This window comes from Ruegeria sp. CE12, assembly GCF_056537525.1.
In genome coordinates this window covers 63,666-80,083 of record NZ_JBQFRS010000013.1, presented here as the reverse complement: position 1 = coordinate 80,083, position 16,418 = coordinate 63,666, and the positions used below count along the sequence as shown (strand labels likewise).

At 53.2% G+C, this 16,418-nt stretch carries 12 protein-coding genes and 1 pseudogene; 7 read left to right on the top strand and 6 right to left on the bottom strand.

What is annotated here, in order from left to right; genetic code table 11:
• Positions 1–6: 6 nt before the first annotated feature.
• Together ACR0IO_RS21010 and ACR0IO_RS21005 are read right to left on the bottom strand one after the other, a co-directional pair.
• The gene (locus ACR0IO_RS21010; protein ID WP_480744434.1) at positions 7–1,413 is read right to left on the bottom strand and encodes an aldehyde dehydrogenase family protein; all 1,407 of its coding nucleotides are present in this window, start codon (positions 1,411–1,413) and stop codon (positions 7–9) included.
• A gap of 108 nt (positions 1,414–1,521) precedes the next feature.
• Positions 1,522–2,493, bottom strand: a complete 972-nt coding sequence (locus ACR0IO_RS21005) for a helix-turn-helix domain-containing protein (protein WP_480744431.1) — start codon at positions 2,491–2,493, stop codon at positions 1,522–1,524.
• 90 nt (positions 2,494–2,583) lie between these two features.
• Between ACR0IO_RS21005 and ACR0IO_RS21000 the strand changes: the two are divergent.
• A pseudogene (locus tag ACR0IO_RS21000) lies at positions 2,584–3,090 on the top strand (transposase family protein); the annotation flags it as partial.
• A gap of 18 nt (positions 3,091–3,108) precedes the next feature.
• Here the strand turns inward: ACR0IO_RS21000 and ACR0IO_RS20995 are convergent.
• Positions 3,109–3,594, bottom strand: coding sequence for a GNAT family N-acetyltransferase (locus ACR0IO_RS20995; protein WP_480744428.1), 486 nt, complete (start codon positions 3,592–3,594; stop codon positions 3,109–3,111).
• 431 nt (positions 3,595–4,025) lie between these two features.
• On the opposite strand from ACR0IO_RS20995, the gene ACR0IO_RS20990 reads away from it, so the two are divergent.
• Complete coding sequence (locus ACR0IO_RS20990) at positions 4,026–5,309, top strand: serine hydrolase domain-containing protein (protein WP_480744426.1); 1,284 nt, start codon at positions 4,026–4,028, stop codon at positions 5,307–5,309.
• A gap of 866 nt (positions 5,310–6,175) precedes the next feature.
• Here ACR0IO_RS20990 and ACR0IO_RS20985 read toward each other — a convergent pair.
• Together ACR0IO_RS20985 and ACR0IO_RS20980 are read right to left on the bottom strand one after the other, a co-directional pair.
• Complete coding sequence (locus tag ACR0IO_RS20985; RefSeq protein WP_480744424.1) at positions 6,176–7,810, bottom strand: putative ABC exporter domain-containing protein; 1,635 nt, start codon at positions 7,808–7,810, stop codon at positions 6,176–6,178.
• A 3-nt stretch (positions 7,811–7,813) separates the two neighbouring features.
• Entirely contained in the window at positions 7,814–8,554 is a 741-nt protein-coding gene (locus ACR0IO_RS20980) for an ABC transporter ATP-binding protein (RefSeq protein ID WP_480744421.1), read from the bottom strand.
• Positions 8,555–9,181: 627 nt separating this feature from the next.
• On the opposite strand from ACR0IO_RS20980, the gene ACR0IO_RS20975 reads away from it, so the two are divergent.
• Positions 9,182–9,406, top strand: coding sequence for a hypothetical protein (locus tag ACR0IO_RS20975; RefSeq protein ID WP_480744419.1), 225 nt, complete (start codon positions 9,182–9,184; stop codon positions 9,404–9,406).
• A gap of 19 nt (positions 9,407–9,425) precedes the next feature.
• Here ACR0IO_RS20975 and ACR0IO_RS20970 read toward each other — a convergent pair whose 3' ends face one another.
• A complete protein-coding gene (locus tag ACR0IO_RS20970; protein WP_480744417.1) occupies positions 9,426–10,760 on the bottom strand; it encodes a tetratricopeptide repeat protein in 1,335 nt (444 codons plus the stop codon).
• Between the two features lie 165 nt (positions 10,761–10,925).
• Between ACR0IO_RS20970 and gntH the strand changes: the two genes are divergently transcribed.
• The 4 genes from gntH (at position 10,926) to ACR0IO_RS20950 (ending at position 16,115) form a co-directional block, all read left to right on the top strand.
• Positions 10,926–12,257, top strand: coding sequence for a guanitoxin biosynthesis MBL fold metallo-hydrolase GntH (gene gntH / locus ACR0IO_RS20965; protein WP_480744415.1), 1,332 nt, complete (start codon positions 10,926–10,928; stop codon positions 12,255–12,257).
• Positions 12,258–12,321: 64 nt separating this feature from the next.
• Positions 12,322–13,131 (top strand): hypothetical protein, encoded by an 810-nt coding sequence (locus ACR0IO_RS20960; protein WP_480744413.1) that lies wholly within the window; start codon positions 12,322–12,324, stop codon positions 13,129–13,131.
• Positions 13,132–13,171: 40 nt separating this feature from the next.
• Positions 13,172–14,851 (top strand): hypothetical protein, encoded by a 1,680-nt coding sequence (locus ACR0IO_RS20955; RefSeq protein ID WP_480744410.1) that lies wholly within the window; start codon positions 13,172–13,174, stop codon positions 14,849–14,851.
• A 4-nt stretch (positions 14,852–14,855) separates the two neighbouring features.
• Positions 14,856–16,115, top strand: coding sequence for a HupE/UreJ family protein (locus ACR0IO_RS20950; RefSeq protein WP_480744408.1), 1,260 nt, complete (start codon positions 14,856–14,858; stop codon positions 16,113–16,115).
• The last annotated feature ends 303 nt before the right edge of the window (positions 16,116–16,418 follow it).

Sequence of the window (16,418 nt, the reverse complement as noted above, 5' to 3'; positions counted from 1 at the left end):
CTTTCTTTAGCTGAATACGACTTGGATATCGGTGTATTCAGCCAAACCTTCATCGGCGAATTCGACGCCGATCCCAGATGATTTGACCCCGCCGAACGGGGCGTTGGGTTGAATGGCGCCATGCTTGTTGATCCAGACTGATCCGCATTCCATACGTCTGGCAACTGCCTTGGCGGCCTCAGTGTCAGACGACCAGACCGAGCCACCCAGCCCATTCGGGCTGTCATTCGCAGCGGCAATCGCATCTTCCACGTCCGAGTACTTGATGATCGGCAGCGCCGGGCCGAACTGTTCTTCATCAACCAATGGGTCGCCGTTCTTCAGCCCCGCAATGATCGTAGGAGGGAAGAACAACCCATCGCCCGGTGCGCCACCCAGTAGCACCCGGCCACGCTGTTTCGCGTCGGCGACCAGGCGGCTGACCTTGTCAAACTGCATTTTGTTCTGGATCGGGCCGAGTATCGCATGGTCGTCCATGCCATCACCCACCGGGATATTGCGGGCAAATTCGACAAGCGCGTCGCAGACCTCGTCATGGATACTTTCATGAACATAGAGGCGCTTCATCGCGGCACAGGTCTGGCCGTTGTTAATGAAGCCACCCCAGAACAGACCTTCGGCAATAGCATGTGGGTCGGCGTCGGGCAGAACGATGCCCGCATCATTGCCGCCCAGCTCGAGCGTCAGGCGTTTCATGGTTTCGGCGGCCGACGCCATGACCTTTTGCCCGGTGGTGCAAGACCCGGTAAAAACGATCTTACGGATATCGGGATGGGCTGACATCGCGCCACCGATATTATCACCCATGTCATCGCTGGTGATAACATTCACAACGCCCGCAGGCAGAACTTCGTTCATAATCTGAACAAGACGCAATGTTGACAATGGCGTCTGGGGTGATGGTTTAATGACGACAGTATTGCCGGTACGCAATGCCGGCATGATGTGCCAGATCGCAATCATCACCGGGAAATTCCAAGGTGTGATCGATCCCACAACACCAAGTGGCTTGCGATGTAACTCGACCCGTCCTTCATTGCTGTCCTGCAAAACCTTCATCGGCAAAGACAGGCCAGCAGTATATCCGGCCCAGGCCCCTGCCCCACCCATTTCCCAGCGCGATCCAAGACCGTTCAGCGGCTTTCCCTGTTCGGCGGTAATGATTTTGGCAAGCTCATCGGAATGCTCTCCGATCTTCTGTGCCACAGCCTCGCAGGCGGATTGTAATTCTTCGTCCGATCTGGCCGACCAGCTTTCAAATGCTGTTTTTGCAGCTGCAACTGCCGTCTCCAATTCGGCTGTCGTCGCATTGGGCGCCCGCCCTGCAACTTCACCCGTCGATGGGTTCAGCACATCAAACATGGTTGCCGTGGATATTGGCTGACCATCGATGGTCAGATCGTATTCGATCATGTCTCGTCCTCCCTGAATCTCGATGCTCGTACACGACCATCAATCATAGAGAGAAAGTTTAGCCGACCGGTCGGTCGAGTCTTGGGGTTTTGCGCCACAAGATTTGGGTCAAGGCGACATATTCTTTCGCGCAGCCCCCGGGGAGACACCAAATCGTTCCCGAAAGACCTTGTAAAAATGCGACAGGTCGTTGAACCCGGAATCATACGCCACGACGGCGATCGTGTCGCGTCCGGCGTCAGAGTTCACTTCCTTCAGTCGGGCTTTTGCGGTCTCAAGCCGCACAGACAAGATACGCTTACTCGCCGTTTCACCAATCGTTCCAAAATGGCGCTGAAGGGTCCGGGAGGATACTTGCAGAGCTTCTGCCAACGCTTGCGGCCCGAATGCAGGGTCGGTCGCTTTGCGCTCTATCAGTTGCAAGGCACGTGACAGAACTGCGTTAGCCTCTCGTCCGTTTTGATCTTCCTGATGGCTGACACACCGGAAATAAGCCCCCAGCAAACTCAAGAACGCCTCACCCAGCTGCAGTGTGACTGCGTTATCTTCCGCAAATATCTTGGCCAGAACGGCGCGCATTGCCACAAACAAGGGATCATTGTGGTCCACCCCAATCCCGCCGGTGCAAATTGCCCCGAATCTGTGCAGCATCTCATCACGCGGCAGGTGGATCGATATTTGGCGAGAGTTCATCCCGTCATAGACAAACTCGGAGCGTTTTGCGCTATCAACAAGATACATGTCGCCGGGGGTCAACAAAACCGACGTATCGTTCTGGTGAATGCGACAGTTTCCCTTGTCCTGTATGAGTAGGAACAAGTGCTCTCCGGGGTCCTTCCGTATCATGCGCTCGTCCCGAAAAACTCTTTGAGCGTCTAGAGATACAATTGCCGTTTCAAATCGTGACACTGGTAATGTGGAAACGTCTCCATCAATGCGCCCGCGTGAGGCAGACCCAGACTCGACGGCAAACTGCCCGCAGACCTTTTCAAGATCTTGAGAAAACCCTTCCACGGATCGCGAACGCAAATTCGCCCGCACAAGCGGTGCAAATGATGCGTTGTTTGGTTGTGGATGCATGAGCGCTGGGTTTGCTGTGATTGGATTGGCGTATACAGTATCGGTGTTGTGGGTTTTCAGCAAAACGTTTCTTGTTGTAAGATGCCTGGCTTTGGCGAGATGATGGCTGGTCTGGCCGCCGATCACGGCGAGGAAATAACTCTGATGATTGATTCGACTTACCTGAAGGCTCATCGAACAGCGTCCAGTTTTGACGTCAAACAGGAGGGCGCAGGCGGCTGATCGGCTGAACCAAGGGCGGCATGAACACAAAGTTGTATGCGATCTGCGACAGCCGAGGTCGTCCACCGAACCTCTTTGTGAGCGCCGGATAGGTCAACGACTACATCGGTGCATGCGTCTTGCTCAGCGGCTTGCCAGATGACGATTGGTTCAGGAAAGCTTTGAACGACAAAGACACGCCCCTGCATTCCAGGTCGAAAGCACCGCAAGAAACCCGCGAGGTATGACATGCGGCGTTACAAACGCCGCTACCGCAAAGAGATCATGTTCGGTCGATTGAAGGATTGGCGGTGCGGCGCAACACGGTACGACAGGTGCGCGACAGTCTTCCTCTCAACAATCGCCATCGCAGCTCTCGTCATGTTCTGGCTATGAGTCCTGAGCCCAAGTGACCTATTCAAAGGTGTGGCGATAAACTAGATCCGTCGGATCTTGACGAGGTGCTGCTGCGTCCAACTTAGCGCCGAGCCTTTCTGCAAGCGAACGGGATCGAATATTAAGTGGATCGACATAACTGACCAGCGTCTCAAGTTTCCTTTCATGATACGCCCAGCGTTTCAACTCCAGCGCAGCTTCGTAGGCAAATCCTTTACCCTCTGCGTGTGAATAGATAAGCCAGCCCAATTCATACTCTGGAAACAGAGGACCGGAATTAACTCCTACTTGCCCTAAACACTGCCCCGACCGACGTTCTTCGATCGTCAGCGCGCCAAATCCCATCAGTGCCCATTGCGCAACGTCGTGACAAAACAATCCCCAGGAAGCAGCAATTGAAAAAGGACCACCCATGAAAATCGAGCGTTCTGACACCATCAACTCAGAGTATTCTGGCCAGTCCTCTATCGTGGGCGCACGCAATATGACGCGCTCAGTTTCCAAAGTAGGTATCGAATACATAGACTATTGGCTTTCAGTTGAATTCTGATGGTCGTTGCCAATACCTTCACAAATAACGAAAATCAGCAACGACAACTTTCCCACTCCCCTGCCTTTCACCAAATTACGCTCAATGTCCGATTTACGCGTTCATGACGCGCCGCACTTGCATAAGCCCGAAGCGTGACCAACGGCAACTCTGGGCTCAGAATGGACGATTTTCAGCAGTGCACTTGGACTGGCGGCAAGAGCCCTTACCAGACATCCACCGCACTTTGAGGCTTCGCTCGTGCAGAATGTTCTGAACCGTGCAAACCGGACATTCCCTATCGCTTTGCCGATGAGAGGACTGCGGACAAAGCAGACCGCCACATTCGTACAATTTGGTGGTTTTGGGTTCTCGTTATAAATTTGAAGAACTGGGGGAGGGAACGATGAAAACACTATGCCATTTCTGCGCCTTAGCATTTGCCAGTGCGGCGTTTGCGCAAGACAACATTGTCGAAGGACGGCCGATGACCGCGGCCGAGATGGGGATCATGCAAGGGAATCCTCCAACAAGTACCATCGATATTTCTGCTTGGGACAAGGGCCCGGACAATCGTTGGGCGTTTCAGCATATCAGTGAGTTCCTGCACGTTGCAAATATCAGCCGTGGTTCAGGACCGGCCGCGCCTCTCAATCTCGCGCCTCAAGACCTCTCAGGGCTTCAGTTTGACGGCTTGGACGGTCAATCGATGACAGTCGCGGACATGCTGGTCCGGACGTATACTGATGGTTTCATCGTTCTGCACAACGGCGATATCGTCTTTGAAAAGTACTTCAATGGAATGACTCCGGACACGAGGCACCTTCTGATGTCCGTGTCGAAGTCCGTTACAGGCACTCTGGCCGGGATACTCGTGAATGACGGACGACTGAACCCGACAGCGATGGTCACGGACTATATCCCGGAGATGGATGGCGCGCCAGGTTTTGGTGATGCGACGGTTCGGCAAGTTCTTGATATGACAACCTCTATAGTCTTCAGCGAGGACTACGCCGACCCTGAGGCAGAGGTTGTCGCACACGAGGCCTCAACAGCTTGGCGCGGTGAAAATGCTCCCATGGCCGAGGAAGGGGTCTATGCCTTTGCGACGACCATTGAAAAAGACGCGTCGCGACCGCACGGTCAGCAGTTCCAATATGCATCGATCAACACTGACGTTCTTGGTTGGTTAATCGAAAGAGCTTCGGGACAGCGGTTTGCGGACTACATGAGCACCGCGATCTGGTCGCAACTCGGAGCCGACCACGATGGCCAAATCACGGTCGACTACAAGGGCGCCGCCGCCGCAAACGGTGGATTCGTTCTGACTTTGCGCGACCTTGCCAGGTTCTCGCAAATGGTCCTGAACGATGGTTTCTTCAATGATCGACAGATCATACCGTCTGGGTGGATCGATGATATCCGCTTTAACGGGGACAACGCGGCTTGGCAGCCGACAATCTACTCTAAGACTTGGCCCGACGGCTTCTACCGAAATCAGTGGTATGTGACCAAGGACGACCACGGTTCGTTCTTCGCCGTCGGGGTCAACGGTCAGCACATTTGGATTAACCCCACAACCCGGACAGTAATCGTTAAATTCTCATCGCTTCCAGTGAGTGCAGACAAGGAGAATATCGCGTTGGGGTGGGCTGCAATGGACGCGATCTCACGCTCATTCGAGGAGTAGTCGGGAAACCTAGCCATTCCCCTTTTGAAGGCACAGAAAAAGGCACTTCGAACGTCTGCTCCGAGCTCAGCGCAGACATAAGTCGACTTTTTTTGTTGACTTAGAATGTCTGCAACGAGCCCAAAGCCGCCTTTGATCACGCTTCGGTCTTTCGCGAGTGCGACAAGTGGCGAACCGCTCATTCCGGACGTTCAGAACCAGGGAACAAATAGCAGGCAAACGGACAAAACGAACTTCGCTCACAAGAGGGGGCATTTCAACCTAGCTAACTTCATTAGGCGCTTCTGTGGAAGATTGTCTCAGCAAAAAAGTAACCTCCTGGCGACGCCACTCACGTCATCTCCAGGAGGTTAACCAGACAGGTCTGGCAAATGCGCGAGCAACAGAGGTAATACAGACTTGCCACGCATTCGAATACTTGAACTTAAAATGTAACAATTCAAGTATTTTTACGCGCGGAAATAATTTTGTTCTCGCGTGCTTGATATTTGCGTGGGCATTCAAACCTGAAATCCTGCGCCAAAAGATAAGGCGACTTGGGGTTTCCGAATAGTGAATGTGCCAACTCCTTTTCAGGGGCGCTTAACCTATATTGGTCCGCTTACGCTGCTGGCAGGTATTTCCGGTACTACCATTCACGGTGGCCTGCGTTGTCGGCCCATACCTTTAATCATCAGCAGTGCGGTTTTAGATACGCCTATTCGATGGTGCGCCAGGAACGGAACTTAGGTGAACTGCAATTCTTGACAGAGCTAGTTTCAACGAGTCCGCATCATGTTTACAGATAATAGGCCCAAACCCGCCATTCCGACGGCTGGGGCCTCAAGTAGGTTGAAGGCCTCGGCCGGCGGTCACCAATCTTCGCTTTAGTCGACGTTTTCTGCCACTGCGAACCGACGGAACGCAATTTGCATCGCGACCAACGCTAAAAGTCCGAACAAGGTCAATGTGATCCAGCTGACCAACCCCATTAGAACCCAAGAGGGTCTTATCGTTGTGAATGTGAATAGCCCCACGGCAGCCGAAGCCGCCGCAGCGGCAAAAATGGCAATCGACTTCGCAATGAACTCGACAAGTGAACGACCAAGAAATTCGAAGTCTGCTCGTCCCATCGGGAGGAGTTTTGTCGGAAACAAAAGATGTATCGTGTTCTCAACGGTATAGAGAAGCACGGTCAACGGGATTGCGAAAGCCGCAAGGACCAGTGCATCGGGTATGCCGAGTCCATCTTGAAAGACGACGATGCTGACGATCATGGTCAAAGCAACGACACAGGCCAGAACCACCTGAGTCACGAGCTGACCTGCGCAGATCCGCCATGGTGGGATGGGCAAGGTCTTGTAGACTTCCATCCGGCTCAGGTCGCCGCGAAAGTCGCAAACCAGTGTTCGAGGCAGGATGAACACAAAAAAGATGTAGAAAAACAACACGGCCCGCGAGTCCGTGACCGATATACCAGCCGCAGAAAGGACTGGCCCGACGCAGGCAGCCATGCCAACAAACACGGCGACAACCCTGAATGAACTGCGAGCAACGTTGAGGGCCTGACGCCAGATAATCGGCCCTAAACCACTTACAATCGGCGCACGACGGATCGATGGTATTTCGGTCCGTTCAGTGGCCCAGAACGAACCTCCTTGCTTTATGCGCTCCCATCGGTCGCTCTGTCGGGCGTTTTCCTTTAAAGCACGATCGGTCGTGCGCGCGTCGAGCTTGATTGCAAGATGCAATAGTGCAGCGTTGATGAGGACCGCGATTGAGGCCCAAAAGAACAGATGCGGAAATGGCGATGGCGCTACGAAGAGTTTGGCAAACACGATGTAGGGTGACAGGACAATGGTGCCGATCCACGAGTGGCGAAACTCGAACAGCAAGTCGAATAGGCTGCGCTCGGGCGTTGTCCAAGCGTAGACTGCGGTGGCGGTCGCAGCGGCGGAAAGCAGCGCAATTGCGGGCCATCGAAGCCGCGCAAACCTGCTGTCTTCCAGTGCTTGCCCAGCCATGCCGATGACGGCGCTGTTCAACTGAACGAAGACGAGCGTCAGGAGCGAGGCGATAAACGCAGTCAGTGCGGACCCCGTTTGCGCCTGCGCAAAGATGGTGATGAGCGCACAGCTTAATGTGGCACCGGCAACGTAGGCGCCGAATTTGTAGATGATCAGGTCGCGCCGACGGAATGGCCCGGTGAAAAGAAAATTGATCTCTGCCGGCGAAAAATGAAACGTAGGACCGACAGACAGCGCGACCGTCAGCAGGGACATCGCAAGCATTCCGATCGGCATGTAAGTGCTGATCTGCGTGTTTAAAGCTTGCCGATCCAAGGCGGCGTCTGCCAAGAACCCTGTTTCCATAGATGAGCCGTTTGCAATCACCAGCAGCCAAACGATCCCGCAAAAAGCAACAGAAAAGAGCAGGCCGCGCAAAGTTGTCAATTGGATCAGACGCAGGCGAATGCCGCCACGCAGGCGCATCAAAAGAAGACGAAAAAGCGCGGAATCCATATTTTAAACTTCAGCCATTTCTTTGTCTTGGGTGATGCTGAAATACGCCTCTTCTAGGGCCGAGTTACTGTCGGTCTCGCCGACTTCGCTCAGTACGTCGCTCATCGTGCCAAACCTGCGGCACTCACCAAGGTTCAGCACCATAATATGCGTGCACAAGTTCTCGAACAGACTTAAAAGATGCGAGCTGATGATGATGGCGGCACCAGAACGCGCACGTTCTCGGATCGCCTGCTGGATGCCCCGGATCCCCTGCGGATCAAGCCCCGTCAGAGGCTCATCGAACAGGATCACCTTGGGATCGTGCAAAAAGGCACAGGCGATCGCCACCTTTTGGCGCATACCGCGAGACAAGTTATGGACGAGCGTATCGCGCTTATGGGTAAGCTCGAAGGACACAAGAAGCGCTTCGGCGGTTTCCTCAAAATCAGCGAGTTGGTAAGCCGCCGCAGTAAATGCCAGATGTTCCCAGACCGTCATGGTGTCAAAAAGCCGCGGATCATCAGGAATATAGCCGATGTTCCGTTTGGCTTTGATTGGCTCGCGTACAATGTCATGGCCCGCAACCAAGAGGCGCCCCGAGGTCGGAGGGACAATCCCGCACAAGGCACGTAGGGTCGTCGTCTTGCCTGCACCATTCGAACCGACCAGCCCTAGGATTTGGCCGGGTTCAACCGAAAAGCTAAGGTCTTTCACGGCCGTGAAGCCTTTGTATTGTTTGCTGAAGTTCGTGACTTTGATCATGTGCTCGTTGCTCGAGGTTCTCTGGTTTGCAGCCAGCTTGGTGGGCTGACATGGGCTTCAACACCACTCAAGTCATCGAAATTTTGGACTAATTCATGTCAATTCTAAGTCCAAAACTGTTTTTCAAGTCATTTACTATGCCCATAGCTGAATGAAACAGTGGAAATACGTAGTTGGCGCACTGAGATGCGCTAAAGGTTGCATCGATTTTCTACCAAAAGAAGTGGTGAATTCTGACTACTGACCTTCCAAAGTTGACAGTCGGTTGTCACACTTGAATACCTGCTAAGTCCTGCGTTTTGTGAGTTCGCAAGTACCCCGATGTTACTGATGCAGCGAAGGTCCGGTTTAGCGGGCCACGCCGCAACATAGATATTATGCGGTGAAGGTCCTCATTGGGCCGTACTTGCATCGCAAAGCGAACGTGCTGCACCGCATCCGAGGTCAGCCTCAAGCCCTCTCTACCAATTGATTGACCAGTAATTTCACAGACGATAGTCAGTATTCCATGGAAAATACTACGATCATCGCAATGACTTGGTGGCTGGCCTCCTGACAGGGTGGCCGGATGACCAAACGTATTCCGAGGCCGCCGCATGGGCGGCCTTTTGTTTTCCGAGCTTCCCGATGCGCCACCTTCCCTTTCATGAGAAGACGCAAATGAACAAACCAACCATTCTAACAGGTGATCGCACTACGGGGCCTCTTCACAACGGACACTATACAGGCTCGCTTGCAAACCGGCTGCGCTATCAGGACAGTCATGAACAATTTCTGCTGCTGGCGGATAGGCGGAGTGAGTTTCGACTTCAGTACTTCCACAAGCGAAAAACTATGACCTTGGCACTGTAACTCACTGTCGTGAATCACCCTATCGGACAGAGCTTACCCATCCTTGTTTTCGTAATTCGCGTAATACGGCTTCTGCGTTCTCGACGTCTTTGTGGATACTTTTGAGTATCGCGTCTATTGGCGCGTTCGGCCATGCACGCTCAAGTTCAGCCAGCTTGGCTTTGGCCGCTTGGTTTTGCCCCATGGCTGACAGCGCTGCCGTCACATAAGCCAGAGAAGGAGCGCTAAGCGGATCGCCAAGTTGCTTAGCCTCTTCAAAGCGCTCTACCGTTGTTTGATATTCACCCAGATGAAAGTGCGTCGCGCCCGAAATGTTTCGATTGGCAAACCTCTGGTTGCTGGGATCCAGCAACGTGAGCCTGTCTGCGGTCTCGATAGCCTCCTCGAATGCGCCGGAAAACAAAGCCACAGCGCCAAGAAAGTCGAGAACCGCTCCATCATTCGGATCAAGTTTTGAGGCCCGTCTACCGAGTTGCAAAGCTGCATCGTAGTTGCGATTGGCGAAAAAGGCCCAGCTTTTAGCGGACTGAGTCCAGGCTTGGTCCGGAGCAAGGCTAACCGCTTGGTTTGCCATCTTCATGGCGGCATCAGCGTATTCGGTCTTGGCATCGGACGGTGGAGTTATCACCGCAAGGGACGCGAGTGCTTGCGCTGCACCGGCATATCCACCGAAATACTCTGGGTCGATTTCGATCACGCCTTCGAACACGGTGAGAACCAATAACTGGCGTTGTTGGTCGAAGATCGGAAAGATCATTGTTCGCGCTTGTTGCGCCAAATTGAACGCTTGTAGCGCGGCCGGGGATTTTTCGTAAATTGCAGCGCGCTGCAAGTACGCGTTGGAATCAGTTGCAGGCAAGCCGCTCACTTCAGCAGAAGCAGTTTCTTGTCCATCTTGGGCAAGACCGACTGCGACCAATGCGCCAACGAAAGCCCCTATTGCGAACGCGCCTATGGGTAGTCCAAAACGTTTGACTTCAGTCGAGATTGATACTGTACCGGTGCCTGAAACGGCTTCGAACCGCGGCCTATATCCACCGCTATCGATACACAGTCGTACCGGATCATCTTTTCCAATACCTTCGTAATGCAGTTCCAAGAACTGGCGAAGCCGCCGAGCATCGACGCGAACGATGTTCTCCGGATCAGTTCCCTCCGAGGTATCGCGGTCGTAAACATCTTGGGCGATAGTCTTGCTGCGGATTTCCTCGCCGCGCCCAGCGAGTTCTTCCTCGACGATGTACGTCAGGAACGCCTGAAGTCTATCGGATCCATCTAGATGAGCGTCAGCAAGCAACCTGCCTAAGGCAGCGCGTTTCTCACCGTCCGAGACGATTTCAGGATGTCGTACCATATTCGTATTTTTGCAATTATCAGTGCGTGAGTCACCCCGTTATTCACCGTGAGTCACTTACGTGTATGTTCCCTAAGCCTCAGGCTTGTAACCAAAACAGCGGGCCGGAGCGCAAAAATCCGCAGTTCCAGCTTGCCAAACCACCAAGCGACTGGAGGATGACACATGGCTCAACATTTGAATTACAGGAGTCTTAGCAGGAACTTCGCAATTGGTGTGATGTTTGGCGCTTGGGCTGTCTCCCCTCAAGCGATTACCGACGCGGTATTTGATGTAGTTGCCCCCTCGGCAGCATACGCGCAGGAAACAGAAGAAGTTTCTCCGACGATGGTGCGTGATCGCCCGCGCGATGTGTACTACCCCAATACCGAAGATCTCGCCGAAGACGAGATGCGAGTTATTGCCTGCGGAACTGGAATGCCTACAACGCGGGCTGCTCAGGCTGCTGCGTGTTTCCTTGTGGAACTGGGCAACGGAGACAAGTTCTTGTTCGACATTGGTTCGGGATCGGCCGAGCGAATTTCTTCCCTGCAAATCCCGTACAATTATTTGGACAAGGTTTTCATCGGCCATCTGCATACTGACCATTTCGGCGCGTTGCATGACCTGTTCATCGGCGGAGCGTTGATGGGTCGAAATGTTCCGTTGCGGGTTTGGGGGCCAAGCGGTCCTGTGGAAGAGTTAGGGACAGCTTATGCGCTTGAAAATATGCGCCGGATGTTGACCTGGGATCTGGCCGCGCGTGCAGGTAATACAGATTTTCGCGGATACAGCTTGGAAATCAACGAATTCGACTACAAAGGTGAAAACCAAGTGGTCTACGAGAACAATGGTGTAACGATCCGGTCCTTTCCAGCAATCCACGCAATTGATGGCTCGGTTAGTTATGCTTTGGAGTGGAATGGGCTGAAATTTGTGTTCAGCTCGGACACCTATCCGAACAAATGGTTCAAAGAATACGCAAAGAATGCAGATCTCGCGATCCACGAGTGTTTCATCGCCGTACCTGAACTGGTCACCAAGATGAAGTTTACACCTGAATCGGCACTATTGGTCGGAACCCAAGTCCACACAGCACCTGAAGCCTTTGGAAAGGTGATGAGTGACATCCAACCAAGAATGGCCGTCGCGTATCATTTCTTTAACGATTTCGACACGGTCAACTCGGTCTACCAGCGTATTCGATCAACCTATGACGGCCCGCTCAGTCTGGCAGACGACTTTATGGTATGGAACGTCACCAAGGACGACATAACCATCCGTATGGCCGCAACCGAGGAAAGAACTTGGGCACCGCCATTGGCAGCTCCGGCGCAAGCACCCGACATGCAGGATCGGATCAATTTCTCAGAAAAAGCTGGTGTGCCGCAAGAGGTTCTCACATTTTCAGAGTTCACTCTCGGGGGTGTTGACGACGTAGATGACGTCTTGCGTCCGATCTACGAAGAAGCGTCAGAAGTGTTGGGCCAAGAGTTCCCGTACCCGGGTGACAACTAAAACAGACTTGACCGGCGCGACTTCAACACGCGCCGGTTTTACCTAAATCTGATCGGGTTTCCTTATGCGACACACATCTTTGATTTATCGCCATCTGGTCTGTGTTGGTTGGTTGATTATTGCGGCATCCCATGCGGCGAACGCTCAGTCTCTTGCGCGTTCAGAAGATGATGAAGGCGGGTGGCGACACTCCATTACGCCCTATCTGTTCCTGCCGCTCAGCACGACGGGTACATCGACAATTGATGGTACAAGCGTCGATCTGGACCTGAGCCTGAGCGAGGTTCTCGATGTTCTCCAAGGTGCCGCCTCCGTACGCTACGAGGGTTGGAACGGAGACTTTGGGATCATTTCCGAGCTCTACTATGTAAGGCTTGGTGAAGACGGAACTCTACCGGGCGGGCGAGCAGGCGTTGATGTTGATGTCCGGCAGACCTTTGTAAACGTTCAGGGGGCTTACCGGTTCGCAAACGGGGTCCTTGCTTCGGGTCGACGCTATGCGGCAGACGCTGCAATTGGCGTTCAGTGGAACCGACTTAAACAAGAGATCAACATTGCAGGCCCCGGACCCGGCGTAACGCTGGGCGGAACGGAAGACTGGTTCGAGCCAATGATCGCACTCCGCTATGCGATGGAAATCAACGAGAAATGGAGTTTCGCTAGTCGCGCTGAACTGAGTGGTTTCGGCGTGAACGGCGATGACCTGCAATACCTGCTTCTGGCTGGTTTTGACTGGAAAGGCTGGGAGAACACGTCCCTGCGGTTTGGCTATCAGTTCTATGGAATTGACTATTCCACTGACCGCACGGGCGGGGAGTTTGCCTATGATGTGGATCAGAATGGCATCTATGCTGCTGTCGCGTTTCATTTCTAAAGTTGGAGAATGCGGCACGATATGCGTTTGGTTGGGCTCAATGCTCGCCAGTCTTACGTTTAGCGCGAACCAATCGATTGCTGACCTCGTGTCCCCCTACGGCGGAGAAACCGCGCCGAACTTTGTTGAGCTTTCGGTGCAGCCTGATCATGTGCGGGTAATCCTTGAGGTCGATTTGAGCGACTATCCCATATTCGTTATTCCAGATGATGGTTCAGGTACGTCGCTGGCAGAGCGAACGGGTCAAAACCTTCAAATCTGGGCAGACGAAGAGGAACTGACCAGCACAACGAATACGATTGATGTACGCCCCAGAATTTCCCGGCAAACAGCCGCGAGCGCTCTGTATCGACCGCGGCCACGCAGCGAAAATGTCGTCTTCGTGGATATGGAGTTTCCGTTCAATGGCAAGCCTGAACGGATCACATTCATTCCCCCGCTAAGTCCAGACGGGATTCCCTTGGCTTCACTCGGCGTTGTGGTCGAGCACATGGGCGTTCCGGTGACAGACTATCGTTACCTTTCTCAGGCTGAGACAATGCTGCCAGATTGGGATGATCCTTGGTTTAGCAAATTTGAGAACCCAAACCTCACCCGCCACCACAAGTCTCCGATGATGTCGTTCTTGGCCATGGAACCGCGTGTCGTCCGGCACGAGATCATATTGCGTTTGAAAGACTTCGAAACTTGGGCGGATTTGGACCTTGAAGGCGCAGAGCGATTAACTCCAGATGATGTCGCCAGGATCAAGTCTGGCGTATCGGACTTTCTTGCGACTAGAAACCCGCTCGCCGTAGACGGCAAGCCGATGAAACCGGAAACGGTGCAGGTTTCACGTATCAAAGTTGGTGCCGAAGGTTTGCGTGTTCTTCCGGATGAATCAGAGGCTAACCGAAAGACGATGCTATTGGGTGTTGTCCTTTCCTATCCGGTTGAGACCTTGCCGAGCCGAGTTGACCTGGCTTGGGAGCTTTTCCCAGATGGTCTGGAAGTTATTCCGATCACCCTCTCCGATCCGGCAGGGGCGGTTCCCTCGCAGATTTATGCATCCGATCCTGTTGTAAGTTGGAACAATCATCTGACAACTTGGGTTAATCCGAAAACGAGCCCGGTCGTCGTCAAAGTCGCAGGTGTAGCTCAGGTGCCTTCGCTTGCGTTCGGCTTTGGTTTTCTGTGTTTGGTATGCGCCTATTATTCGTCGCAACGTGCAAACGGTCAGCGTCTGATCTTGCTTGGCCTGACCGGGGCATTCGGTGCCGCTGCGATTGTCCCTTACTCACTGAACAACTTGTCGACAGCGCCCGAGCCGGATGAGATCGCGACGCATCAAATCGTAGAAGGCCTGTTGACCAACATCGGAACCACGATGCTTGAGACGCGAGATGACAATACCGTGGCGGCGATGGAGCCATATGTCGAAGCCATCAATCGCGAAAAGGTTCAAGCAGAGATGCGTCGTGGCTTGTCGGTTACCCTGCCCTCTGGCGCCTTGGCACGAGTGGAAGCGATTTCAGACCTGAACGTCGAGAGCTTCTCGCCCGGCGAAGACAGACATCAGCATCAGGCCCTCGCCAATTGGACCGCCCGTGTAAGCGGAGGTCATTGGGGGCACCTACACAGGCAAACGGTTTCTTATCGCGGCTTGCTAGACGTTTCGCGGAATGGCGACCATTGGATGCTTGATGACCTGACGATTATCAGCGCCAAAACAGGAGGGTAATTCTGTGGTAGTGGTTAGGTTGTTTTTTGCCACGTTCCTGTTTGCCATGATCTTTTTGTGCGCAGGCAGAGCAGAGGCGCATTTCAATCTAAACCAGAATGTCCGCATTCATCATGTGGCCCATTCGGAAGATGGCTTAGATGTCTATTTGCGCCTTCCCATGCCGTATCTGGTTGCGGAACTCGTCGGTCCCGAAGGCCCGGACGGTTTGCCCGAACCAGCTCCTTACACATACAATCTGATCGAAGATGGGGTGCTGATGCACTACTTGGATCAGGTCGCATTGCAAAAAGATCCAACCGGCTTGGCTCGTATTGCTGAAAACGGCTTTGTGCTATCTATCGACGGTCACCAACAAACACCAGAAATCGTCTCGATAAGACTGCACCCGTCGGGGCAAGAACCTGGGTTTGCCACGCTTGATGAGGCGCGTTCAGCACTTGCGCCAAGAGATGTGCTTCCAAAAACCGAGGAGATTTATGTTGGCGAGGTGATGGTTGACGTACATCTGCGCTTTGTGACGGGAGAGGTTGGAGCATACAGTTTATCCTACACTTCTGATCCGGGACTTCCTGAACAAGAAGAAACGGCGAACCTGATCCTCGACTATAACGGGCAGGATGTTCGGACATTTCGTGCGCGGGGCCTGATGCATACCCCGGTCGAAGTTTCCAGATCAGCAACCGCAGCCGCTTCGACCTTCTTTGTCGAAGGTATTCGGCATATTTTGGAAGGTCCCGATCACGTTCTGTTTGTGCTTTGTATGATCATCGGTGCATTGAACTTACACAGCCTGTTAGCCCGCGTCACAGGGTTTACATTGGGCCACACGGCAACACTGATTTTAGGTTTTTTTGGCTTCGCGCCGAGCGGAGCGTGGTTCATCCCAACTGTCGAACTGGCAATAGCACTTTCAATTATCTACGCTGCTGCGATGGCGGTTTGGCCACCAGAGAATGGACATGGCGACCTGAAGGCTTTTGCCATCACGTCCGGGATTGGGTTGCTGCACGGGTTTGGTTTCTCCTTCATGTTGCATCAAATTCTACGTGTTGATGCACCGAACGTTTGGCACAGCTTGCTGGCCTTCAATGTTGGGGTAGAGGCCGGACAAGTCATGATCGTTCTATTGGTCTGGCCCCTGGTGTTGTTGTTGCGCAAACAACCAGGCCGTATCTGGGTCAGCTCTCGCGCTGTCGTTGCCGCGTGCGCAAGTCTGGTCGCAATGGTTTGGGTAGTGGAAAGGGCAGAGTTCTTTCTCTGATCCTTGCGTTTGTTGACATGAATCACGTTAGCCGCTGGTCGTCCCATACGTGGTTTTTGCCGCTGTATGGCAAGTTTCTTTACGCATCGCTTAATCTGCTAAGTTTACTTGCGAATTTCCGCTTTGGGCTGTGACAGGTCGCCGAATAACAATGCAGCGAAATGCGGCATGGAGCCCAAAACAGGCAAATGTTAAATCAGGCTCCTTTGACGGCAGGCACCTAGTCTCTGTGAACATCTAGTATCAAACTGAAACAGAAAATACTGCTTCGCACTTACGAATTAGCCTCAGCTTCTGCCCACT